Origin of the sequence: Alkanindiges illinoisensis (genome assembly GCF_004377485.1) — a bacterium.
Classification (GTDB): Bacteria; Pseudomonadota; Gammaproteobacteria; order Pseudomonadales; family Moraxellaceae; genus Alkanindiges; species Alkanindiges illinoisensis_A.
In genome coordinates, this window is sequence record NZ_SNTY01000085.1 from 80,269 (window position 1) to 103,417 (window position 23,149).

The following is a 23,149-nucleotide window of genomic DNA, read 5'->3' on the forward strand; positions in this document are numbered from 1 at the left end:
TTAAGAAGCTCTGAACTTTATAAGTCAGGGCTTTCTTATTTGTGGAGATGAACAGTGAACGATCCAATCAGCAGCTCGGCCTTGCCGTGGTTTTTAAAAGTTTTTGTGGCCGTAGTCGGAGCAATCTTTGCCCTAGTGCTTTCGGGTGATATTGACCAGAACGGTAATTTTAAAGTCAGTATCAAGCTGATTGCAAACCTTGCCTTTAGCGTGTGCTTTAGCCTGTCAGGTGGTAGTGCCTTTATTGAGTACTATGATCTTGGTCATAAAAGCCTGATGACCCATGGTTTTATCATGCTGATGTGCGCGGTGTTTGGCATGCTGGTGGTCGGTATCTTGTATCAGGCGGTTGCACTGTATAAGGGTAGATCCTTGGGTGAGATTGTGACCGAAGTGAAACGCGCTTTTGCGGCCATAGTAGGGAAGTGAAGCATCATGGACGTTAAACAGTTACAACAATGGCTTAATGATCATGGTGCCAGCCCTAAGCTGGTTATCGATGGGCAGGGTGGTGCACTAACCCGTGCAGCCATTATCAATGTATTCGTCAACAAGCAGGCGACTCCCATCACACCCGCTGAAGTACTGGCCATTGCAACCCGGCTGGGCGATACCAATGACCGCCGTATCCGGGCCGTTGCCAGTGTTGAAGCCAAAGGCTCAGGCTGGTTCACCAGTGGCTTGCCTAAAATCCTGTATGAGCGTCATTACTTTTATCGTTTAACCCGCGGGAAGTTCGGTATTACCTGGTATAGCAATTCTAAAGCCGGTGATTATACGCAGGACAAAAACGATAATGATGTGATTGATAGTTGGGAAAAGCTGGCTTATGCAGCATGCAAGGATCCTGATGCCGCTTTCCAGTCCATTAGTATCGGTAAGTTTCAAGTCATGGGCGTGCATTACAAGATGCTTGGCTATAGTCACCCAATTGAAATGCTTTGGGCGGCGCGTAACAGTGAATTAACACACTATGAAATGCTGGCAGGTTATATCAAGTCATTTGGACTGCAAATGGCATTCTTGAAGCTATCCAGCACTCCTAAGGACTGTATCCCCTTTGCTTCAGGTTACAATGGCCCTAAATATGCCGATTATGATTATCACATTGAATTGGCCAAAGCGCTGAAATAACCTGGTAAAAAGAGCGGCAACTTTAAAGCTTGCTACTCTTTTTTAATTAAAAATGGGGCAGAATGGCAGCGCGTTAAGCATGGATTGCTGACAGACATTTCTCAAAATAAAATACATGAAAATCCCTGCAATTAATAAAAAGGGAATCAAAATTTTCAGGGTAAGTGACCAGTTTACCAGTTCCTGATTGCCGCATCTACAATACCAAAAATAGTGTTTTACGGGTCGGCCACAAGCTGGGCAGCGTGAATGGTTGATTGTGTATTTACTCATTATTAATCCTTCTTACTGACAATCTTTGTCACAGGCCACGCCATCGTTATCCCGATCCAGCCGTGTTATGCCACAGCGTAGGGCACGTTGGGCATCGGCACAGTCGGCAATATCAGCACACCGGGTCGGCAGGTTAGAGCAGCTCTCTGTCTTTTTAGCCTTTTGGCTTTTAGTCGTTTTGGCCACTGATTTTTTAGAAGTCTGGTCGGTGGTGCCAAACGGATTGGATGTTTCGGCATAAGCGGGACTAGCAAAGAGGCTTAAGATCATTAATAACCGAATAAGCATAGTATTCCTCGGCATTTATTATTTACCGTTTGGCTATTTATACACGGACCGTTAAAATCAGCAAGCACTAGATGACAATCAGTAGATTAAAAATGCGCATTACAACACTTATTTTATTTATTCTTGGCTTTTTCTTGGCAACACTTGTCCCGATGCTTATTGTTGACTATTTACCCTGGGAAGCGGGCTATAAGCAGGGTACAGGGGAGTATTCTGGCCATTCCAGTGCCCGATTTATGAAGTCAGCCAGGGAATGTACGCTTGATCCGGACGTGGCCAATGATGAGGCTTTTCAGCGAGGATGCAGGGCTTTTTTTGACTAAAGATTATTCGTCATCATGCGCTGGCATTTCAACTTTGCCATCTAAAAAATCAGCATACCATTGAAGCATATCACTTCTTTTTTTAACCAAGGGCGGAATAAAAAAGCACCCTAGATAGGGTGCTAATTTAGGGGGAAAGGTCAGCTTCAGCACAACCCCCTAAGACTATGTTTTAATTTATGTAGCACCTGTTTTAACATTACGGTCTGGATTGTTTGATTAAAAGTATAAATAACAATTACTTATCTTTATTGTTCGAGTCCCATTAGCCACCCCATTTCCTTTTCTAAATTTCAAACAATAAAAAAACGATTATTTTTGCTATCTATTTAATCGCTTTCTCCGGTCAATTCTGTTCTTTACTTTTTAGTTAACACTTCTACCACTAACCGCACTTTTATTCGCTTTTGCACCTCATTTATCTTTCAGATACAATTTAATCAACATTTCATGATGGCTGAAATCCCTAGCAATGATGCCAACCTTTCGCCAACAGCTTGTATAGCGGCGTACCTTACTGGGTGCAGTCACTTTATTGTGTTTGCTATGGCACATCTTGCTACCTACTTTAGTGTATGTAGGGATGGTGCTAGCATTATTTGCTTTTCCAAGCCATTGTCAGCCAGCTGTGTTTAGCAATGGGTATTCTGTTATCGATGCAAATAATGCTCTGGAACAATCTATAGTATGGGACCATTCCAGAACAGATGGCCTTATGCAGCATCAGATGCCAATGCCTGCTTCCACACAGCAATTCATGACTGCATCAGCCAGTGATACTTTTCATACGCAGCATGCCCATGAAGTATTTACCCTGGCTTCTAAAATTATGAAGCACTGTCCCCTGTGTCGATATTGAGCTAACTACTATAAAAATAAAATGCCTGTTTTCTATTCATTATAGAAAACAGGCATGAGTCGCTTTGTAATCAATCATCCTGCTTTTAATTCTGGTTCAACGCAGGATTAAGCTGGTAACAATCCGGCAGATATTAACCCTTTAACACCGCCAGTAATTCATCCTTGCTGAGTTCGCGGGCATCGCTATCACGGCGGCCTTTATATTCAAACGTGCCAGCATCCAGACCACGTTCAGACACCACGATACGATGCGGAATACCAACCAGCTCAAGGTCAGAAAACTTCACACCCGGACGTTCATTGCGATCATCCAGCAGCACATCAAACCCGGCACCCAGCAATTCGTTATACAACTCCTCGGCAGCGGCAACCGCACGTGGCGATTTGGCCTGATTCATAGGCACAATCGCTACTGAAAATGGTGCAATGCTTTGTGGCCAGATAATACCCTTGTCATCAAAATTTTGCTCAATGGCAGCGGCTACCACACGTGTCACGCCAATGCCATAACAGCCCATGGTCACCACAAATGGCTTGCCATCTTCACCCAGCACCTTGCAATTTAAGGCTTCGGAGTATTTCTGACCCAACTGGAAAATATGGCCCACTTCAATACCGCGCTTAATGTTAATCACCCCTTTTCCATCAGGCGAAGGATCACCATTCACCACGTTGCGGATGTCCGCCACTAGCGTAATTTGTGCATCACGCTCCCAGTTCAGGCCAGTCCCATGCTTGCCTGCCTGATTAGCGCCTGCGACAAAATCAGCCAGCACTGATGCTGCACGATCCACAATCACCGGAATGTTTAAGCCTTGTGGGCCAATGGAACCCAATTCCAGACCCAGCGCTTTCACTTCATCCTCACTGGCAAAGGTGAGCGGTGCGGCTACTTGGGGCAGTTTTTCAGCCTTAATGTCGTTTAGCTCATGGTCACCACGTAGCACCAGTGCCACCAGACTATATTTGCCCTTGCTGTTGGGATCAGAATCATCCGCCACACCACGCACTATTAAGGTTTTGACTGTCTGGCTTGGACTTACATTTAAGAAATTGCTCACTTCGTCAATGGTTTTTGCATTAGGAGTATCGACAACCTGCATGGCCTGCGCTGGGGCAGGGCGTGTACCTGTAACCACGGCTTCGGCCATTTCAACATTCGCTGCAAAGTCAGATTCTGTTGAAAATGCAATGTCATCTTCACCGCTGTCAGCCAGTACATGAAACTCATGCGAGCCATTACCACCAATCGAACCCGTATCGGCCTGCACGGCACGGAAATTCAGTCCCAGCCGGTTAAAAATGGCATGATAAGTGTCATACATGCCCTGATAGGTTTCTTCCAGAGATGCCTGATTGGCATGGAAAGAATAGGCATCTTTCATGATAAATTCGCGCGAACGCATCACCCCAAAACGTGGACGGATTTCATCACGGAACTTGGTTTGCACCTGATAAAAATTCACTGGCAATTGCTTGTAGCTTTTTAGCTCCTGACGGGCCAGGTCAGTAATGACTTCTTCATGCGTTGGGCCAAGCACAAACGGGCGGTCATGGCGATCACGGAAGCGCAGCAGTTCCGGGCCATAGGCCTGTGCACGGCCAGATTCTTCCCATAGCTCAATCGGCTGGGTGACCGGCATCAGCACTTCCATGGCACTTTTATTCATTTCTTCACGAATAATGGCCGTTACTTTATTTAGCACTCGCACACCCAGCGGCAGCCACGTGTACAGACCGGTAGCCAGTTTACGAATCATGCCCGCACGGAGCATGAGCTGGTGCGAAATCACCTCGGCATCACCGGGGGTTTCGCGTAAAGTAGCAAACATTAAGCGGCTGGCGCGCATGGATATATGTCCTAAAGCAAAAATCTAAACTGAAAAAATCATCAATATTGAAAGAAACCAACAATTGCCGATGGCATGTCTGGTTACATCGCAGAATGTCGGATCGTTAACTGACGATGTATATGGCGATATTCTAGCGTTTTTTAGGGATGGCTCACCATAAAAATTATAGGCTTTTTAACGAAGCACTGATTAATAATTTTCCTTATAACTCCAAGAATTATTACTGCATAATTTATTAAATTAAGCTATTAATTTTTAATATTTTATGAATGGATGAAATTAAATTAAAGGAGAAGTATAACGGGTGCTTTTATCTAGAGATGGTAATGCTAAAAGCCCCATTGAAAGTCTAGCAAACTGATAAATCAATGTAGCAAATAATGATCTGGTGAACCCATGGGTAAAATGATGATTGATAGTGTCTCTAATAAAGATCAATTAGAAAATAAATCGCCTAACGCGACATCATGTTTTGTGAAGGGCACATTATTTCAGAAGTACATGGTCTTCTAAATGGCGCAGTAGAAGAGCTGGATTATAGAATATTTTTAGATGACGTTAAGAGTTTCGGAAACACAGAGGGCGTTTATATTTATGATTACACTAAGTTAAATCCACCAGAAATTAATCGCTTGATGAATCTTGGAGAAGGGTCTACAACGATTGGCGAATTTTGTAATAGTGGTGCCTGCTTAGCCCCATTTAAATAGGGAATCTCATGATGAAATCAGAACGAACTTATTGTGTAAAAGTGTGGAATCCCATCACAGAAGAAGAAAGACAGAAATTAACCAAACAGGAAATTAGAAAGCTAGACTATCATAGACGCAATTATGAGTTTATTTACGAAGAATTTTTAGCATATGATCTTTTTGATGCTACAGATAAAGTAATTAAAATATGGAAATAATAAATCTTATAGTTTATGGAATGAGGAGGATGCGAATAAGCCTCGGTAAGCCTGAAAGTGTAATCAAAATTTTTTAATAAACAAAGGCTGAGCAAAGTACTCAGCCTTTGTTTATTGCCTCTTTCTATCGGCTGCTTCATAAACTCAGCAGTGCGACCATACCTAAGATGAGTAATGCACCAATGGCTTTAATCACGGATGGGAACATCACAACAGGCCAAATAGTGCTCAGAGATTCTAGTAAATATCAAATGAAAAACTAAAGGTGCTAATGGGTGCATCGATAAGTGCATAATGACTTTAGTCATTTATAGTATCAGCACTAGCGTAAAAGCATCATAATCGCATTATTAATGTGCGCTCTGCGGGACTCGAACCCACGTCGGTCGCTTAGGAGGCAACTGCTCTATCCAGTTAAGCTAAGAGCGCATCAGACGGCGCAGTCTGATTCAAACTGCGCGGCGAAATTAAACCATAAAATTCAGCTTTTTTCAGCCACTTTGCCGTATTTAAGCCAGATTTTAATATGGGGCGCTGCTATCCTGATCCGCACCCTGATTCAAATTTTGATTTAAGCCCAGCGTTCTAAACAGCACATACATTAAGCCGATCCACACCGGAATCATAATTACCGATTCCTGAAACTGCTTTTGCCACATGATATACAATACCAGTAGCACAAAGCCCAGACACAGCCAGTTACTTAACGGGGCAAACAGGGCCGGATAGCTGGTGGCAATATTGTTGCGCTGCACGAATTTCCTGAAGTTCAGGTGCGTCAAGCTAATCATGGCCCAGTTGAGCACCAGTGCACCAATCACAATGTACATCAGGTGACTTAAGGCTTTTTCCGGTACAAAGTAATTGAGCAGCACACAGCCAAAAATCAGTACAGCCGACAGCAGAGCCGCAGTGACTGGCACACCCTGGCGGTTCACTTTCAAAAACATTTTAGGCGCATTGCCCTGTTTTGCCAGACCATACAACATGCGGCTATTGGCGTACATGCCGCTATTATAGACTGAAAGCGCTGCGGTTAAGATAATAAAATTCAGCAGATTGGCCGCCCAGCCAATGCCAAGCTGGCTAAAAATCATCACAAAGGGACTTTTGTCCAGACTGCCAATTTCCAGCTGGTTCCACGGCACGAGTGATAGCAGTACGGTGAGCGAACCAATATAAAAAATCAGTACCCGGTACACCACCTGATTAATAGCCTTGGGAATGGTTTTTTGCGGATCATCCGCTTCGGCAGCCGCCATGCCAATCAGTTCAATGCCGCCAAAGGCAAACATAATAAATGCCAGCATGTAAAACAGGCCATCAAAGCCATTGGGAAAAAACCCGCCATGTGACCACAGGTTGCTAATATGTGAAATTGAATTAGCAGGCGCGGTGAGCAGCAAATAGCACCCAAATACAATCATGGCAATCACAGCTGCGACTTTAATAATGGCCAGCCAGAATTCCGATTCGCCGTAAAATTTCACGTTGGTTAAATTAATGGCCGTGATAATCAGGTAAAAAAACAAAATGGACAGCCATGACGGAATTTGTGGCCACCAGTAATTAATGTATTTCCCCACAGCAGTCAGCTCGGCCATTGCCACCAGAATATACAGCATCCAGTAATTCCAGCCGGCCAGAAAACCCGGAAACTTGCCCCAGTATTGATAGGCAAAATGGCTAAATGACCCGGCCACTGGTTCATGGACAATCATCTCGCCCAGCTGACGCATGATTAAAAAAGCAATAAGGCCACCAATGGCATAACCCAGAATCACCGATGGCCCAGCCGAGGCGATCACATCGGCTGAACCCAGAAACAGGCCTGTACCAATCGCACCGCCCATGGCAATTAGCTGGATATGACGATTTTTTAAACCACGTTTTAACTGTGGTGCAGGGGAGTTGCTCACATGAATTCCTGAGGTGTACAAAAAGGCAGGTCATTAACCGGTTATGATAAACGGATTGACAGCGCTTAAACAGTACACTTTTGCACGATGGGTATTTGAAAAGGTAATATCGGCATGACGCTAAATTTTTGACATGAAGTATTGTCAAAAATAAAAAACGCTCTACAATCAAAACCGGCCAACCAACTTACGAATAAACTTGAACCGGACCTGATAGCCGGGCAATTAACACAATAGCGAGATCATGATGAGTACCAGCACCAACAATGCTAACAATAGCACCACCATTGCAAGCACCTATAACCTGCAAGGCTTTAATTTCAAGAATCGCATGATTAAGGGTGCCATGAGTGAAGGCCTAGCCAATAAAGCTGGTGAAGTCAATGACAAGCATTTGAAACTGTATGAAACCTGGGCGCAGGGTGGTCTAGGTTGCTCCATTACTGGCAATGTGATGGTCGATATCAACGCCAAGAATGAACCCGGTGTCGTGGCGATTGAAGATGAGCATGACCTGCCAGCCCTGACCCAGTGGGCCAATATTGGCAAGCAATATAATATGATCCAGCTGGTGCAACTGTCACATCCGGGACGCCAGTGTCCAAAAGGCCTGAACAAGGAAACCGTAGCACCTTCGGCCATTCCGTTTAGCCCGGCACTGTCTACATTTTTTGGTACGCCACGCGCATTAACCGAAGCCGAAATTCTGGATATTATCAGGCGCTTTGGTAATGCTGCACGCATTTGCAAAAAAGCGGGTTTTGAAGGCGTGCAATTGCATGGCGCGCATGGGTATCTGATTAGCCAGTTTTTATCGCCCTTAACCAACCAGCGCATGGATCAATGGGGTGGCAGTATTGAAAACCGTATGCGCTTTTTGCTGGAGGTGTACCGTGAGGTGCGCAAGCAAACTGGCGACAACTTTATTGTGAGCGTCAAGCTCAACTCGGCGGATTTCCAGCGCGGTGGTTTTAGCGAAGAAGATGCCATTGCGGTGTTCCGTGCCATTGATGCTGAAGGCATCGACTTCATTGAAATTTCCGGTGGTACTTATGAAGCACCTGCCATGGCCGGAGCCAAGCGCAAGAAGCGTGGTGAAGCAGTGAAACAAAGCACTGTAGAGCGTGAAGCTTATTTCCTTGAGTTTGCTGAAAAAATCCGTCAGGAAGTAAAAACCGCCCTGATGGTCACTGGTGGTTTTAGAACCCGTCAGGGGATGGATGGTGCGCTGCAAAGTGGTGCCTGTGACTTCATTGGCATTGCCCGTCCGCTTGCTGTAGAAACCGATGCACCGGATCATTTGCTGGCCGGAAATGCTAGTGTACGCTACGCGGTTAAACCAATTAAAACGGGCGTGCCAATGCTGGACAAAATGGCAGTGATGGAAGTGATCTGGTATGCAGCGCAATTCAAGGCCATTGGTCAAGGCAAAAAGCCCAAGCCCAACCTAAGCCCGCTGTTGGTATTGGCCAATTATGCGCGTGGTAATATCAAGGCGGTTTTGCAGCGCCGTACCCGTTTGCGTGCCTGATATTTTGCTATAGCCCAAACTTAATTTAATCTTAAGTCAATGAAAACGGTACTTTTGAAGTGCCGTTTTTGTTTTTATAACTTCATTTTGCAAAAGGCTTCGGCTATTCTGCGTGCAATCTTTAGTTGCCATTTAACGCTTAAAGCTTTGTCTGGAATTTTGCATGCAACATTTTCGTTTTTCATTTATTTTTTCATTTGTCTGTCTGGGACTCGCGTTCTGGTGGGGGCTGTCACACGGATCAATGTCCACGGCATTCTCAGCACTGGCTATTGTAGGCATTCTGGCGGTGATGGAAGTGTCGCTGTCTTTTGATAATGCTGTGGTCAATGCTTCCATTTTGAAACATTGGGACCAGTTCTGGAAAACCCTGTTTCTAACGGTGGGGATGATTATCGCTGTGTTCGGCATGCGGCTGGTGTTCCCGCTGGTCATTGTGGCGGTGACTGCCGACATGGGTATGGTTGAAGTGGCCCAGTTGGCACTAAATGACCCCAAGACTTACTCTGCCAAACTAATGGAACATCATTCTGAGATTGCAGCGTTTGGTGGCATGTTCCTGTTGCTGGTGTTTTTAAATTTCCTGTTTGATGCCGATAAGGAAGTGCACTGGTATCACTGGCTGGAAACCAAGCTGAGCATTCTGGGCCGCTCTGGCACGGCTGCCACGCTGGTCGCCTTGCTTGCCCTTATTGCTGCACTGCGTATTGTGCCGGAAAATATGCAGTTTGCCGTGTTTATGGCCGGGATCTGGGGCATTGTGGTGTATCAGGCGGTTGATTTGCTCAGCAGTATTCTGGAAGGTGAAAGTCATGACGCCGAAGATGGGGTTGATATTGGCAAGGCCGTACAGCGTGGTGGCATTGCCGGATTTATCTATCTGGAAGTACTGGATGCATCCTTTAGTTTTGATGGCGTGATTGGCGCATTTGCCATTACCAGTGATGTGGTGATTATCATGCTGGGCCTTGCCATTGGTGCCATGTTTGTGCGTTCCATGACCATTTATCTGGTAGAAAAAGGCACACTGGATGAGTTTATTTATCTGGAACATGGCGCGCATTATGCCATTGGAGCGCTGGCCATTATTATGCTGATGTCCATGCATTTCCATATTCCAGAGCTGGTTACTGGCCTGATTGGTGTGGCATTTATTGGCTGGTCATTGTGGGCTTCCATTGTGCACCGTCGTAAGGCTAGTCATGACCCTGTAAACTAAAGTCCTGCAAGTTAAGGCCCGGCAAATTAATGAATAATTGATTTAATTAACTGTTTTAAAGACTGGCTTAAGCTAGCGGATGACATTAAGTTGCGGGCTTTAGGCGATTGTGCCAAAATGCCTTTAAAGATTATTGCAGCACAGTGTGAATGAACGCACTGGCTGCACAAGGGGAGTAGCCTCACCCACGCCAGCTATCGTCAATACGCTTTATCGGTTGTACACAGCCATAAAGTCGGTAGATGGATATTGCCACTGGAGCAAAAGCGCTCCGGTTTGACAGTATAGGCAAGACCTTGACTCATGTTGTTTGACTTAATTGATCAGGCGACAGGTCAGGGTTTTTTTATTCCTAAAAAGCAGGGCCTGTTGTCTAAACTGGAGGATTATTGTGGAATCCATTGGCAATTTTTGGCTTTATGCCATTTTCTTTGCAATTGTGGCAGTCATGCTACTGGTTGACTTTTTGGGCTTTAAGCAAAAAGACCATGAACCCGTACCTATCCGGCAGGCGGCGCTGTGGAGTGCCGCATGGGTGGGGGTATCCGGCCTGTTTGCCGGTGGCTTGTGGTGGTATTTGAATGGTGAGGTTGGTACTGCCATTGCCAACCAGAAAACGCTTGAATTTGTGACCGGTTATCTACTGGAAAAATCGCTGGCGATTGATAACGTGTTTGTCTGGCTAATGATTTTTGCTGCCTTTGCCGTGCCGCCTGCATTGCAGCGCCGCGTCCTGCTGTATGGGGTGCTGGGTGCAATTATCCTGCGTACGATTTTTATCTTTGCCGGAGCCTGGCTGATTCAGGAATTTTCGTGGATTTTGTATATATTTGGCGCGTTCCTGGTATATACCGGTATTAAGTTTTTAAAAGGTGGGCACGACGAGCCAGTTGATATTGAAAACATGAAGCTGCTGAAGTGGCTACGCGGTCACATGCGCATTACACCAACCCTGCGCGAGGGCAAGTTTTTTGTACGGGAAAATGGGCTGCTCTGGGCAACACCACTTTTTGTGGTGCTGATTCTGGTTGAATTTTCCGATGTGATTTTTGCAGTGGATTCAATCCCGGCCATTTTTGCGGTAACAACCGATCCATTTATTGTGTTAAGCGCCAATTTACTGGCCATTCTAGGCCTGCGTGCCATGTTCTTTTTGCTGGCTGGTGCAGCAGCCAAGATGTATTACCTACCGTATGGCCTTGGCGTGATCATGACGTTTATTGGTATTAAAATGCTATTGCTGGACGTGTACCATGTGCCGATTGCAGCATCTTTAGGCTTTATTGGTGTGGTGCTGACCATTACGGCATGGCTGTCATGGCAACATGCCAAGCATTTAACACCCGGCGAAAAATAATCTAACCCACCATAGCATGTGGGCACAGTGTTGACGCAAAACGCCACTGTGCCTTTTTAGTTTTTGGGGTCAGACGGCTCAACATTTGCAGGCTGGTTATGCTGTTCTTCAATGTCCAGTTCTTCATGCCGTAGTTCCACGCTGTGAGTAACGGTGCGCTGCCGGGTTATCTTGCCAATATCCACCTGTTCAGTGATCACTACTTTTTTATGAATGACGGCTTCTTCGCGATAAACAGGCACTTCAATACTCTGGTTATGATTTAGTGTAAGGGTTTCGCCATTTAACAGGATGGAGGCCGTATGCCCGGGGTAGAGGGTTGAATCGGTATGCACCGTGTTTTCCTGATACTCAATGACTAGTACTTCTTCAGTCAAGACAACAGGAATTTGCACAGTCTGTTCACGCACGACTTTTCTGAGCAGTAACCGACCCGTGGCCTGTTTTTCAATGTGTATGTCTGCTTTTTCTGCCAGCAATTCCATGCGGTCTATACTATGAGGCTGTTCTGAAGTACGTTTTTCTGTGGTTTGAGTGACTGCGCCGGGAGGAAATGCCGTGTTATTTGATTCTTGAGAGGAAGACATAGGATTTACCAGTGCTTGTGCTTGATTAAGATAGAGGTATTGACCACTCACTTACGGTGTTTCACAGCAAAATCAGAGCCGCTATCGTGAAGGGTTTATTCACGATAGCGGCTTTTTGCCATAAGCCTGATGACTGACTATCAAGGCAATGAACTTTTCAAGTTAACGGGGATTTTTAGCATCATCCACTGGATGAACATCGCCAGTTTTCTGGATATCCAGTTCTTCACGTTTTACGGTATCAGTCACTGTTTGCTGGTGCTGATGCGCGGTTTTACCAATTTCCACTTCTTCTACCACATAGGCTTTTTTATCAACATTGGCGCGCTCTGCTTCCAGCTCTACCGAAATGGTACGGCTATCTGCTCCAATTTCACGATCAGTAGGGCGATTGTCTACAGGATGACGGTTGATAAACGCTTCTTCTTCTTCCAGATTAACATTGACCGACTGCTCATTGCTCACGACACGTTTGCCAACTGCAAGCGTACCCGCCACATAACGATCCTTGCCAACAATCAGGCGTTCTTCCAGCAATTCCAGTTTGGTTGGGGAATCATAATATTTGCTGTGATTATCGACATTGGTATCAGCAAATGCATTGCCGAAAACACGCTGATCCTGCGCCTTGACATCATCATACTGATAACCACGATTTTCATCATAGCTTTCCAGGTTTTCAGCATAATCACGGGTAAGGCTGTTGATATAGACTTCATCATCACCACGAAATTCTGCAAAACCTGCTGGAATCAAAACCTGCTTGCTACTAAACCAGCCACCCACATCAACGATAAAATAACGGATTTTGCCAGTGCCTTCTTCTACCAGTGCACCATCAATTTTGCCAATTTTTTCATTATTAGCGCCATATACCGTGCGGCCATGTGGGTCATAATAATCATTACCCAGTTCTGAGTGGTAATTGGTTTGAATGTCTTTTAAGCGAACTAACTGATTCATGGGGTTGTTCCTTCTATACTAATGCATTCAAGGGGAATACCATCTTTAAAAATGGTCGTATATTCGCACTGAACCAAGACCAGCGGACATGATGACGAGATACCAGTGTGTGCTGTTTAAGGTCTTGCTGGCTTGATCAGAAGCTTTAAATTAGAAGAATTTGACTAAAAGAGTAGTAAGCCTTTAGGACGCTTTTGTTAACTAGTACTCATTCACGTTATTTTGAGTATCGAAAAGCCAGCTATAGGAAAGTCCAAGAGCAACAACGTATAGCAATAATTAACACCACATTTTTATGAGCACTTATTGTCGGCCAGTTCTATAAAAGCGGGTTCGTTTACTGATTGTTATTTTGAAATATAAATGAGCCAGTGCATTGGCTAACTGGATGGATTTTTGATCCACTAGACGGTAATACAGTTCAGAAAGAATAATGGTTGCTGCAATGACCACTGCACAAGTGAGCAGGGCATTGGCGGCATAGCTCAAATGGCTAGCGTGATGCAAATAATTAAACAAGGGCAAGCCAAGCACATAGATCAGCAATAAGTGGTTGAGATAAGCTGCAAAGGAAATTTTCCCCAAATAAACCGGAATCCGTTTGGAAAACAGGCTGGCCAGTTTTTCATTCATGAGTATGGCTGCAACGACCAGCGGCCCAGCCATGAAGTTAAGCAGATTGTAGGTACGGTGATCCAGCCACGGGTTTAGCCACGCATAGAACGGACTGTTATCATGCACACCGGCGCAGTACAGGCCAAATGTCAGCAGGCCAAACGCCGTAAAATTGCCAAGCCTGCGAAACCTGAAAAAGCACAGCATACCCAGCAAAAAGCACAGCATTTCCAGATTATTTTCTAAAATATCCAGCCAGGAGGCCTGTAGCAAATCATTCATATGAAAAGGCATCATGCGTAGCATGAGATAACTGGCAATTAGGGTTAGCGGCAGTATGATATACCATGTAATTTTTTTGCAGCGTGCGTAGAGCAGTGCAAACACCAGCAGTGACCCCACCAGTTCAAACTTCATGGTCCAGAGTACCCAGTTATACTGGCTCCAGCCATACCAGAAGGTACGCACCACGCCATCAAAAAAGGCATTGCTTAATGGCCCTGGATTTTCTTCACCCAGCACATCAATCCATTCGGAAACATACTGACCCGAAGGCTGCAGATAATGAAACGCCAGCCATAACAGTAAGCATGATCCAAGTGCAGGGAGCATCAGGCGCGGAAAGCGCTTGATGGTCATGGACTGGATTTTTTGCAGTGGATTCCGACTATTCATGATGGCATAGCTCAGCACATAGCCACTAAGCACAAAGAAGATGTAAACCGCTGCTGTCCCAGAATAAAAAAATGCAAACGGTGAGTGGTGAATTGCCAGTTCTAGCGGGTAGGCTGTCAGGTGGTACTGGTCAAAGGAATGCAGGTAAGGGAAAAATGACAATGATAAATGAGAAAACACCACCATAAAGCAGGCGATACCCCGGATTCCTTCTGCGGCGGCGACTTTATGCTGCATGTAAAACTCAACACTGATTTTTGGCTGAGCGCATTGTAGGGATTCAGGCTGCATGGCGCATTATAGTTTTGTTACAAAGCTGCCAATGATCCAGATAAAGCAGGTTAATCAATTATTCAAATGAATCAGCTGATTAGAATAGCAATAAAAGTTGAAATTCAAAGCGCTGAAATGAAAAAAGCCCAATCATATTTGACTGGGCTTTTGTGATTTGCCATCTAAAAAGATAGCGGAATCGAATATGGCGTCCCTACGGGGATTCGAACCCCGGTTACCGCCGTGAAAGGGCGATGTCCTAGGCCTCTAGACGATAGGGACGAGGCCGACCTGATATTAAATGTTTATTTAACATTTATTCAGATAGCATAGCTATCTGTTTTGTGACGCTGCCATGTTTCAAATTTCTTACAGCGTCTTCAGGCGTGCGCACATATTAGGGATTCTGCTCTGTAGTGTCAAGCAGCATCTGCGGCCAACTGTTCAAAATATGACAAAACAGTTCAGCCGTTTTTTGCGTGTCATATAGCGCAGAGTGAGCTTCCTTGCCATCAAACTCAATGTTGGCAGCACGGCAGGCACGCGCCAGAACAGTTTGCCCATAGGCAACAGCACCCAAAGTCACGGTATCCAGCACTGAAAAACTATGAAACGGTGTCTGGTTCTTGGTGCCTGTACGTGCCACTGCTGCTTGCAAAAAGCCCAGATCAAAGTGCGCATTGTGGCCTACCAGAATACAATGGGTGCAACCTTGCTCACGGCGAATTTCGGTTAGGCGTTTAAAGATGCGCTTTAGGGCCATTTTTTCATCTTCGGCAATGGCCATGCGCATCGGATTAAACGGGTCAATGCCGGTAAAATCCAGTGAACGACGATCCAGCTTTGCGCCTTCAAACGGATGTAAGTGTGCATGCAGGGCTTCTCCCGGCATAAACCGGCCTGCTTCATCATAAATAATGGGAATGCAGGCAATTTCCAGCAAGGCATCGGTTTGTGCATTAAAGCCAGCAGTTTCAACGTCGACCACTACCGGCAAAAAGCCGCGAAAGCGCTGGCCAATGATTGGCTGGCCATCCGGCGGCGTGGTCATTGAATACTCCACGGCAGGGTTTCACCGGCACGTAAAGGCACCAGCGCCTGATTATCCATGTATGGATAGGAAGCCGGCACCTGATAATCCTGTTTAATCAGGGTAATGTTTTCAGTGTTACGCGGCAGGCCGTAGAAGTCTGCCCCAAAATGGCTGGCAAAACCTTCCAGCTTGTCCAGACGGCCAGCCTGTTCAAAGGCTTCAGCATACAGTTGCAGGGCAATTGGCGCCGTGTAACAACCGGCACAGCCACAGGCATTTTCCTTTTTATCCTGTGCATGCGGTGCACTGTCAGTACCCAGGAAAAACTTGGGGTTGCCGCTGGTGGCTACTTCCAGCAGGACTGTTTGGTGTTTTTGGCGTTTTAGGATCGGCAGACAATAAAAATGCGGACGTATCCCACCAACCAGCATGTGATTGCGGTTAAACAAAAGATGTTGCGGCGTAATGGTTGCAGCCACGTTGCGGCCCTGTTCCAGTACAAAATGTGCAGCTTCACTGGTGGTAATATGCTCTAGTACCAGCTTGAGCTTGGGAAACTGGCGCAGCATGGGCGCGAGTACTTCATCCAGAAAACGTTTTTCACGGTCAAAAATATCCACGTGATTATGGGTGACTTCGCCGTGCAGCAATAACGGGAACTGGTGCTCCTCAAGCTGCTCAATCACCGAATATACTTTGCGAATATCACTCACGCCATTTTGTGAGTTGGTGGTAGCACCTGCCGGATACAGCTTGATAGCCTGCATGAAATCAGTAGCTTTGGCTTTGGCAATTTCAGAAGCTGGTGTTGCATCAGTAAAATACAGCACCATGCGCGGATCAAAAGCACTGCCTTGTGGTGCATGGGCCATAATCCGGTCACGGTAGGCAGCTGCTTCCTCAACGCTGCGAACTGGCGGCACCAGATTTGGCATGCAAATCAGTCGATTAAAATGCTGGGCAGCGGCTGGCACCGTATGCGCAAGTGCAGCACCGTCACGCAGATGAATATGCCAATCATCAGGACGGGTGATGGTAAGAGTATTCAAAGTTCAACATCTTTGCTTAAAAACCCAATGATAATTCAATTATCGAAATGACGGAATGACTTGCAGGAAGATATCTAGTCTTGATAGTGTGAACCTATATTTGAATAAATGCTCAAATATAAAATTCACATAGGGAACATTTGATGGCTAAAGTATTAACGTGTATGACAACGAGAGCTTAAGTGATTAAACCTGCTACTGCTGCCTTGCCCGAGGACATGCTTCAAGAGGATCAGTTTATCCGCAAGCTGCTGGCAGACCGCCGGCGGATTAGCCGTCCTTTTCCGGAAAGTTTAGAGGCCCTGTTCTGGCAATCACTGGCCCAGCGCTCGCTGCAAATGATCCGCAATATTGCGACGCTGGGTGTACTCATTTATTTTGTGGTTGGATTAATCACTTTTCCCAGTATTTATTTAATTGCTGATGAGTCGCACCGCCTGCATGACATCCTGATCTGGTTTCTCATGTATTTAAACGGCGCAGTGTGTCTGGCAACCCTGCCAGTCATTGCCAGCATTCCCGGTTTAACCCCCTATTTTCAGCGTTTTATTATTGGGGTCAGCTTTATTGGGATTTTCTTTAGCAGTTTTCTAACCGTGCAATATGAAGAACCACGCCTAACCCAGCAGGGTGGTTATATTGTCGTGTTTGTCTATATGCTGATTTATTTTTTAACTGGAACCCGACCCTTGATCCTGTGGTTTACCTGCCTGATTGCAGGGTTGTTGCCACTACCCATCCTGTGCTTAATGGGAGAGAAATTTGATCCGATGCTGTATTTTTATTCGGTCATCTTCAGTAATTTTATTGGATTTTTTGTCAGCCAGAGCATTATTGGCAAGGAGCGTATCAGTTTTCTGCAAGCCCGCCTGTTAGAACTGGATAAGCTGCACTCCAAACTGATGAGCAATGAGCTGATCCGTCTGTCCAATGAAGACCCGCTGACCAGTTTGTATAATCGTCGCTATTTTAATGAAGCCATCCATACGGAGTGGGATAGGGCAGAGCGTTCCGGTGAGCCATTGTCACTGGTGTTTGTCGATATTGATTGCTTTAAAAACTACAACGATACCTATGGTCATCTTAAAGGAGATGATGCACTGGTTAAAGTGGCACAGGTACTTAAAAACCATATGCGGCGCAGCTCGGATATGGCAGCGCGGTATGGCGGCGAGGAATTTATCCTGCTACTGCCAAATACTCCGTCCAGTGGAGCGCAGGTGGTAGCCAATAATATTATGAAAGCCGTCGATGATTTAAAAGTTGAACACAGTGCTTCACTGATTGGTAAATATTTGACCTTGAGTATTGGTGTAGCCACCTGGTCTGGTGAAGCTGATATGACCGAAACGCAATTGATTGCACAGGCTGATTCAGCAGTGTATCAGGCAAAATCAGATGGTCGTCATCTGGTACGGGTCTTTGGTGCAACCCTATAAATAATAAACCCGCTTAAAGCTGAACACTAAGGCCAGCTTTAAGCGGGTGATTACCACAATAAAAACAACTTATTGCTTGTTTTTAAGCTGCGGAATAGCAGAACCCTGACCAATCGACAGTAAGCCAGCCTGCGTATAAACACCCAGCTTGGCCCGTGTATCCGTAATGTCCAGATTGCGCATGGTGAGCTGGCCAATACGATCCATCGGCGTGAACTTGGAATCACCTTTTTCCATGGTGAGGCGTTCAGCTTCATAGGTCAGGTTAGGCGATTCGGTGTTCATGATGGTGTAATCATTACCTCGGCGCAACTCAAGCGTTACTTCACCAGTAATGGCCTTGGCTACCCAGCGCTGGGCAGTTTCACGTAACATTAGCGCTTGCGAATCAAACCAGCGACCCTGATACAGCAAACGTCCCAGACGCAGGCCGTTAATACGGTATTGCTCAATGGTATCTTCGTTATGGATACCAGTCACCAGACGCTCATAGGCAATGTGCAGTAGCGCCATACCCGGTGCTTCATAAATCCCGCGCGACTTGGCTTCAATAATGCGGTTTTCAATCTGGTCAGACATGCCCAGACCATGACGGCCACCAATACGGTTGGCTTCTAAAATCAATTCAACCGGATTGCTGAAGGTCTGGCCGTTTAGGGCAACTGGCATGCCCTCGGAAAAACGCACCGTCACTTGTTCTGGCTTGATCACAACGTCATCTTTCCAGAACGCCACGCCCATGATTGGCTCAACAATCTTGATGCCTGCATTCAGGTACTCAAGGTCTTTGGCTTCGTGGGTGGCACCCAGCATATTGGAATCAGTGGAGTAGGCTTTTTCTTTTGACATCTTGTAGTCAAAGCCGTTGTCGATCAAAAACTGCGACATCTCGGCCCGGCCACCCAGCTCATCAATAAAGGTCTGATCAAGCCACGGTTTATAGATTTTCAGGTTAGGATTGGTCAGCAGGCCATAGCGGTAAAAACGCTCAATGTCATTGCCTTTGTAGGTTGAGCCATCGCCCCAGATGTTAACATCATCTTCTTTCATGGCAGTCACAAGCATGGTGCCAGTGACTGCGCGGCCCAGTGGCGTGGTATTAAAATAAGGTACACCACCGGTGCTGATGTGGAAAGCGCCACACTGAATTGCAGCAATGCCTTCAAGTGCCAGTTGCAAGCGGCAATCAATCAGGTGTGCTTTAACTGCACCATAGCTGGTTGCTTTTCTGGGAATGGCATCATAGTCATCTTCATCAGGCTGACCCAGATTTGCGGTATAGGCATACGGCTCTGCGCCTTTTTGCTTCATCCACAATAAAGCTGCCGAAGTATCCAGACCACCAGAGAAAGCAATACCAACTTTTTTGCCTATTGGTACATTCTGCAAGATTGTTGCATTATCAGACATTGCGAATCCTAACGTCATAAAAAAAAGACACCCGTTGGGGTAGTCTTGGTGAGTTTGTATTGGCCATTGGCCGCATTATATCACTTTTCATTCAACTGTTTTTACGAAAAATAATCTTAAACACCAGACCATCTGACAAAGTGCTTTTAGGCCAATATCAATAAAAAGTGCTAAATGTGCATATTAAGTGTAGTTAACCAAGTCATAAAATGAATCAACACAGTTAAAATGATGCGCAGTTTTTTGCCAGTTCTGGTGACAAAAATAACTTATGCTGAAATTAGACTATACTTGAGCGTACAAAATCAGTGTTTTAGTTTGACATTAATTCCTTGGGTTTCAATAGCAGTAAAAAATGCGTACTTCGTTTTGGCACACTCTATTCTGGCGTAGTCTGGTCATTATTTTTCTGATCCTGGCATTTATTGGTGCATTGCTGCCGGGCTTGCCCACCACTGTTTTTTTAATTCTGGCGGCATGGGCAGCGTCCAAAGGCTGGCCGGCACTGGATCACTGGCTTACCAGTCACCCTAAATATGGGCATCTGATCCGTGAATGGCGTGCGCATAAAACCATTCCACGCAAGGCCAAGGTGATTGCAACACTCATGATGCTGACCAGTGGCAGCCTGATGTGGCTTACCAACGCGCCGTTCTGGGTGAAGGTTTTTACCGATACTGTGATGCTAATGGTGGCCGTGTGGATGTGGACGCGCCCTGAACCCAAGCATGAACTCATGGTGCTTACTCCAGCCAACCCCAATACAGACACGCCACCAGCACCAAAACTTTAGACTTTACTGACTAAATGAATAGCTTAAGAAAATGTATTAAAGGGAAAAGAATCATAGTCAACGAGCATAAAGATGATGTGTTGAACGCCCATCCAGTAAAAAAACAGTAAACCGTTAGCAAAATTTAAACTCAAAACTTTAATCTCCAAATCAGCCTCTCTGCATGCTAGGCTGTAGCAGTTTATACCGTTAGTCAGGTTTACAGTTGAGCGCCATGTCCAAGCCCTATATTCAGGTGGATATCTCTACCCAGCAACTACATTTTTTTGGTGAAATTCAGCGTAGTTATAGCATTTCAACGGCACTCAATGGAGTGGGTGAGCAGGAAGGCAGCGGCTGCACACCGCGCGGCCAGCACATCATTAGTGACAAGATTGGCGCAGGACAGCCCATCAATAGTGTGTTTGTCGGGCGTGTGCCAACAGGTGAAATTTATACAGATGAACTGTCGGCAAAAAATCCGCAGCGTGACTGGATTCTAAGCCGGATTTTATGGCTGTATGGTATTGAACCACAGTTTAACCAGGGTGCAGGTTGCGATAGCCATAGCCGCTATATTTATATTCACGGCACGCCAGACACAGAGCCTATGGGCATTGCGCGTTCTCACGGTTGCATCCGGATGCGTAATAGCGATGTCATTGAATTATTTGATCTGGTAGACGTGGGAACACGAGTGGATATTTTCGAGCAACTTGATGATTCATTGCATAATTTGGTTTTTAACCAAAACATATCAGGCAAAAATTGCTTGTAAATTGGATATATAACGCTTTAAAAAGATTAAATATTCACCAACTTAAGCTGGATGAGCCAATTTTTGGACAATCAGCTGCAAAATTTCAAAAAAAGCGGAAAAGCGTTTGACAGCTTATCCAGATTCTCTATAATGCACCCCACAACGTAAGACATGGGCGTTTAGCTCAGTTGGTAGAGCAGCTGCCTTACAAGCAGCGGGTCGGCGGTTCGAGTCCGTCAACGCCCACCATGTTGAAGTTGTTGTTATGTAAAATAACGCGATGCAGCGGTAGTTCAGTCGGTTAGAATACCGGCCTGTCACGCCGGGGGTCGCGGGTTCGAGTCCCGTCCGCTGCGCCATTTCCTCTGAAATAGAGGGCGTTATCCCAAGTGACAATGCTTTTAACAAGCACTTGACTGAATGCAAGTAAACATTCAGACGCACCAGTTTACCCCATTGGTCGCGATAACGCAGCGGTAGTTCAGTCGGTTAGAATACCGGCCTGTCACGCCGGGGGTCGCGGGTTCGAGTCCCGTCCGCTGCGCCATTTATTTTAGTTTTCTGATATATGTAAGCCTGCGCATTTGCTTCGCGCGTTTGTCTTAAGTTGTAAAAAAGCATTGCTTTAAAAGTTTTAAAACAAATCCTATATTTGTTTCTTGCGCTCGGGCAAAACGCTGTTTTGCTTTGTCCTCGCTCAGGGCGTTTAGCTCAGTTGGTAGAGCAGCTGCCTTACAAGCAGCGGGTCGGCGGTTCGAGTCCGTCAACGCCCACCATATTTTTGATGGAAATAAATGTAACCGCACTTTTAGTGCGGTTTTTGTTTTTTATGGGTAAATCAAATTTAAATGTTTAAAAATAAATCGATCTATTCAAGCGATTAAAGCAAATCTTAAAATTCTTTTTAAGAAGGCCTTATCATAAAGTTCAAGATTAAGGCCAGTATGCTATGGTTGTGTTATTCAATTTGTTTAAATGACTAAATAAAGAAATGGAACTTCATATGAAGACAAATATTTTAGGGGCTATTACAATATTATTGCTGGCTCAGTCTGCCGAAGCCAGTAGTGTGTATAAATGCACTACCAGTAAAGGCACGACTTATCAGGGAGCGCCTTGTGCGGTGGTTGAAGCTACAGCAAAAAGTAAAACCGGTACAGGGGTTACGAAAGCGCCAACACAGAAGGTAATGAGTTCATCTGGTCTGACCAATGAAACCATGTTCATGGAATATGACCGTTGTCTGGCGTTTCAGGGCATTATGAAAAGTATGTTTGTCAGAAAAGGCTATAAGGTATTGTCTGATACCCAAACAGCAAATATGTCGGTACTCAAGTATTGTCTGGATGATGGTACGGCCATTGTGACCTGCAATAAAGACACGCGAACCATGGTAGAAACGCAGACGCATAATATGAATGGCTGTAAATAATATTGCTAAAGTTAAAGCTGACATACACAGGTTGATATTAGCAGGCATCAGCAAGTGTTGAGATAATAAAAAGCGCCTGTCACTGAGGCGCTTTTTTAGAAGAGAAATTAACAGCGGCCTTTTTTAGCCTGTCCGGGTGGGCAAAAGGTGCCATCATGCGGATGCTTGCTGTAAGTACGGTCAGGGTCGAGCACAACACTACCTCCCGGTGTATGTACTGCACAGCCTGTTGCCAATAAGGCAGTAGCAATAGCCGCACTAATTACTTTTAATATGTTGGTTAGCATTATTTTCTCCAATAAGTGTTTTCTATAGCATAAAAGGAACGCTTTATTAATCATGCATAATTTTGTATTAGGTCTAGGATTGGTAAGTAAAAAATTAGTTTTGCTATGAATGTTCGATCTTATTTTTTAATCAATAGGAGACTTATTAACACGCTAAGTCTCCTGATTTATAACTATGTATTGCGT

At 45.3% G+C, this 23,149-nt stretch carries 22 protein-coding genes and 6 tRNA genes; 16 read left to right on the plus strand and 12 right to left on the minus strand.

Features of this window, described 5'->3' with window-relative positions; all coding sequences use genetic code 11:
- Positions 1-54: 54 nt before the first annotated feature.
- Positions 55-429 (plus strand): hypothetical protein, encoded by a 375-nt coding sequence (locus E2B99_RS13800; protein WP_134245830.1) that lies wholly within the window; start codon positions 55-57, stop codon positions 427-429.
- Positions 430-435: 6 nt separating this feature from the next.
- Positions 436-1,134, plus strand: a complete 699-nt coding sequence (locus E2B99_RS13805) for an N-acetylmuramidase domain-containing protein (RefSeq protein ID WP_134245832.1) — start codon at positions 436-438, stop codon at positions 1,132-1,134.
- 285 nt (positions 1,135-1,419) lie between these two features.
- On the opposite strand, the gene E2B99_RS13815 is transcribed toward E2B99_RS13805, so the two are convergent.
- Complete coding sequence (locus E2B99_RS13815; RefSeq protein ID WP_166739059.1) at positions 1,420-1,695, minus strand: excalibur calcium-binding domain-containing protein; 276 nt, start codon at positions 1,693-1,695, stop codon at positions 1,420-1,422.
- Between the two features lie 134 nt (positions 1,696-1,829).
- Here E2B99_RS13815 and E2B99_RS13820 point away from each other — a divergent pair, with 134 nt between their 5' ends.
- Positions 1,830-2,018, plus strand: coding sequence for a hypothetical protein (locus E2B99_RS13820; RefSeq protein ID WP_134245838.1), 189 nt, complete (start codon positions 1,830-1,832; stop codon positions 2,016-2,018).
- Positions 2,019-3,010: 992 nt separating this feature from the next.
- On the opposite strand, the gene E2B99_RS13825 is transcribed toward E2B99_RS13820, so the two are convergent.
- On the minus strand, positions 3,011-4,729 hold the full coding sequence (locus E2B99_RS13825; protein ID WP_134245840.1) for a proline--tRNA ligase: 1,719 nt from the start codon (positions 4,727-4,729) through the stop codon (positions 3,011-3,013).
- Positions 4,730-5,199: 470 nt separating this feature from the next.
- On the opposite strand from E2B99_RS13825, the gene E2B99_RS13830 reads away from it, so the two are divergent.
- Positions 5,200-5,442, plus strand: coding sequence for a hypothetical protein (locus E2B99_RS13830; protein WP_134245842.1), 243 nt, complete (start codon positions 5,200-5,202; stop codon positions 5,440-5,442).
- An 8-nt stretch (positions 5,443-5,450) separates the two neighbouring features.
- Complete coding sequence (locus E2B99_RS13835) at positions 5,451-5,642, plus strand: hypothetical protein (protein WP_134245844.1); 192 nt, start codon at positions 5,451-5,453, stop codon at positions 5,640-5,642.
- A gap of 356 nt (positions 5,643-5,998) precedes the next feature.
- Here the strand turns inward: E2B99_RS13835 and E2B99_RS13840 are convergent.
- Positions 5,999-6,071, minus strand: a tRNA-Arg gene (locus E2B99_RS13840).
- 92 nt (positions 6,072-6,163) lie between these two features.
- Complete coding sequence (locus E2B99_RS13845; RefSeq protein WP_240687845.1) at positions 6,164-7,561, minus strand: amino acid permease; 1,398 nt, start codon at positions 7,559-7,561, stop codon at positions 6,164-6,166.
- A gap of 331 nt (positions 7,562-7,892) precedes the next feature.
- Between E2B99_RS13845 and E2B99_RS13850 the strand changes: the two genes are divergently transcribed.
- From E2B99_RS13850 to E2B99_RS13860, 3 genes are all read left to right on the plus strand, one after another.
- On the plus strand, positions 7,893-9,092 hold the full coding sequence (locus tag E2B99_RS13850; RefSeq protein WP_240687849.1) for an NADH:flavin oxidoreductase/NADH oxidase family protein: 1,200 nt from the start codon (positions 7,893-7,895) through the stop codon (positions 9,090-9,092).
- 163 nt (positions 9,093-9,255) lie between these two features.
- On the plus strand, positions 9,256-10,311 hold the full coding sequence (locus E2B99_RS13855) for a DUF475 domain-containing protein (protein ID WP_134245848.1): 1,056 nt from the start codon (positions 9,256-9,258) through the stop codon (positions 10,309-10,311).
- A 391-nt stretch (positions 10,312-10,702) separates the two neighbouring features.
- Positions 10,703-11,668: a TerC family protein gene (locus E2B99_RS13860; protein ID WP_134245850.1), complete on the plus strand. Its 966-nt coding sequence runs from the start codon at positions 10,703-10,705 to the stop codon at positions 11,666-11,668.
- Between the two features lie 56 nt (positions 11,669-11,724).
- On the opposite strand, the gene E2B99_RS13865 is transcribed toward E2B99_RS13860, so the two are convergent.
- The 6 genes from E2B99_RS13865 to pyrC form a co-directional block, all read right to left on the minus strand.
- Positions 11,725-12,255, minus strand: coding sequence for a YsnF/AvaK domain-containing protein (locus tag E2B99_RS13865; protein ID WP_134245852.1), 531 nt, complete (start codon positions 12,253-12,255; stop codon positions 11,725-11,727).
- Between the two features lie 162 nt (positions 12,256-12,417).
- Complete coding sequence (locus E2B99_RS13870; RefSeq protein ID WP_134245854.1) at positions 12,418-13,218, minus strand: PRC and DUF2382 domain-containing protein; 801 nt, start codon at positions 13,216-13,218, stop codon at positions 12,418-12,420.
- Positions 13,219-13,521: 303 nt separating this feature from the next.
- Complete coding sequence (locus E2B99_RS13875) at positions 13,522-14,745, minus strand: acyltransferase family protein (protein ID WP_166739060.1); 1,224 nt, start codon at positions 14,743-14,745, stop codon at positions 13,522-13,524.
- A gap of 242 nt (positions 14,746-14,987) precedes the next feature.
- Positions 14,988-15,063 (minus strand) — tRNA-Glu (locus E2B99_RS13880).
- Between the two features lie 115 nt (positions 15,064-15,178).
- Positions 15,179-15,832 (minus strand): ribonuclease T, encoded by a 654-nt coding sequence (gene rnt, locus E2B99_RS13885; protein WP_134245858.1) that lies wholly within the window; start codon positions 15,830-15,832, stop codon positions 15,179-15,181.
- A complete protein-coding gene (gene pyrC / locus E2B99_RS13890; protein ID WP_134245860.1) occupies positions 15,829-16,863 on the minus strand; it encodes a dihydroorotase in 1,035 nt (344 codons plus the stop codon). Before pyrC ends, rnt begins: the two co-directional genes overlap by 4 nt.
- 182 nt (positions 16,864-17,045) lie before the next feature.
- Between pyrC and E2B99_RS13895 the strand changes: the two genes are divergently transcribed.
- Positions 17,046-18,302, plus strand: a complete 1,257-nt coding sequence (locus tag E2B99_RS13895) for a GGDEF domain-containing protein (protein ID WP_134245861.1) — start codon at positions 17,046-17,048, stop codon at positions 18,300-18,302.
- 69 nt (positions 18,303-18,371) lie between these two features.
- Here the strand turns inward: E2B99_RS13895 and argG are convergent, their stop codons facing one another.
- Positions 18,372-19,712, minus strand: coding sequence for an argininosuccinate synthase (gene argG / locus E2B99_RS13900; protein ID WP_134245863.1), 1,341 nt, complete (start codon positions 19,710-19,712; stop codon positions 18,372-18,374).
- Positions 19,713-20,067: 355 nt separating this feature from the next.
- Here argG and E2B99_RS13905 point away from each other — a divergent pair, with 355 nt between their 5' ends.
- From E2B99_RS13905 to E2B99_RS13935, 7 genes are all read left to right on the plus strand, one after another.
- Positions 20,068-20,505, plus strand: a complete 438-nt coding sequence (locus tag E2B99_RS13905; RefSeq protein ID WP_134245865.1) for a YbaN family protein — start codon at positions 20,068-20,070, stop codon at positions 20,503-20,505.
- Positions 20,506-20,719: 214 nt separating this feature from the next.
- Entirely contained in the window at positions 20,720-21,262 is a 543-nt protein-coding gene (locus E2B99_RS13910) for a L,D-transpeptidase (protein WP_134245867.1), read from the plus strand.
- Positions 21,263-21,417: 155 nt separating this feature from the next.
- Positions 21,418-21,493, plus strand: a tRNA-Val gene (locus E2B99_RS13915).
- 33 nt (positions 21,494-21,526) lie between these two features.
- Positions 21,527-21,603 (plus strand) — tRNA-Asp (locus E2B99_RS13920).
- A gap of 111 nt (positions 21,604-21,714) precedes the next feature.
- A tRNA-Asp gene (locus E2B99_RS13925) sits at positions 21,715-21,791 on the plus strand.
- Positions 21,792-21,944: 153 nt separating this feature from the next.
- Positions 21,945-22,020 (plus strand) — tRNA-Val (locus tag E2B99_RS13930).
- Positions 22,021-22,247: 227 nt separating this feature from the next.
- Positions 22,248-22,676, plus strand: coding sequence for a DUF4124 domain-containing protein (locus E2B99_RS13935; RefSeq protein ID WP_134245869.1), 429 nt, complete (start codon positions 22,248-22,250; stop codon positions 22,674-22,676).
- A 107-nt stretch (positions 22,677-22,783) separates the two neighbouring features.
- Here the strand turns inward: E2B99_RS13935 and E2B99_RS13940 are convergent, their stop codons facing one another.
- The gene (locus E2B99_RS13940) at positions 22,784-22,963 is read right to left on the minus strand and encodes a hypothetical protein (RefSeq protein ID WP_134245871.1); all 180 of its coding nucleotides are present in this window, start codon (positions 22,961-22,963) and stop codon (positions 22,784-22,786) included.
- Positions 22,964-23,149: the final 186 nt, after the last annotated feature.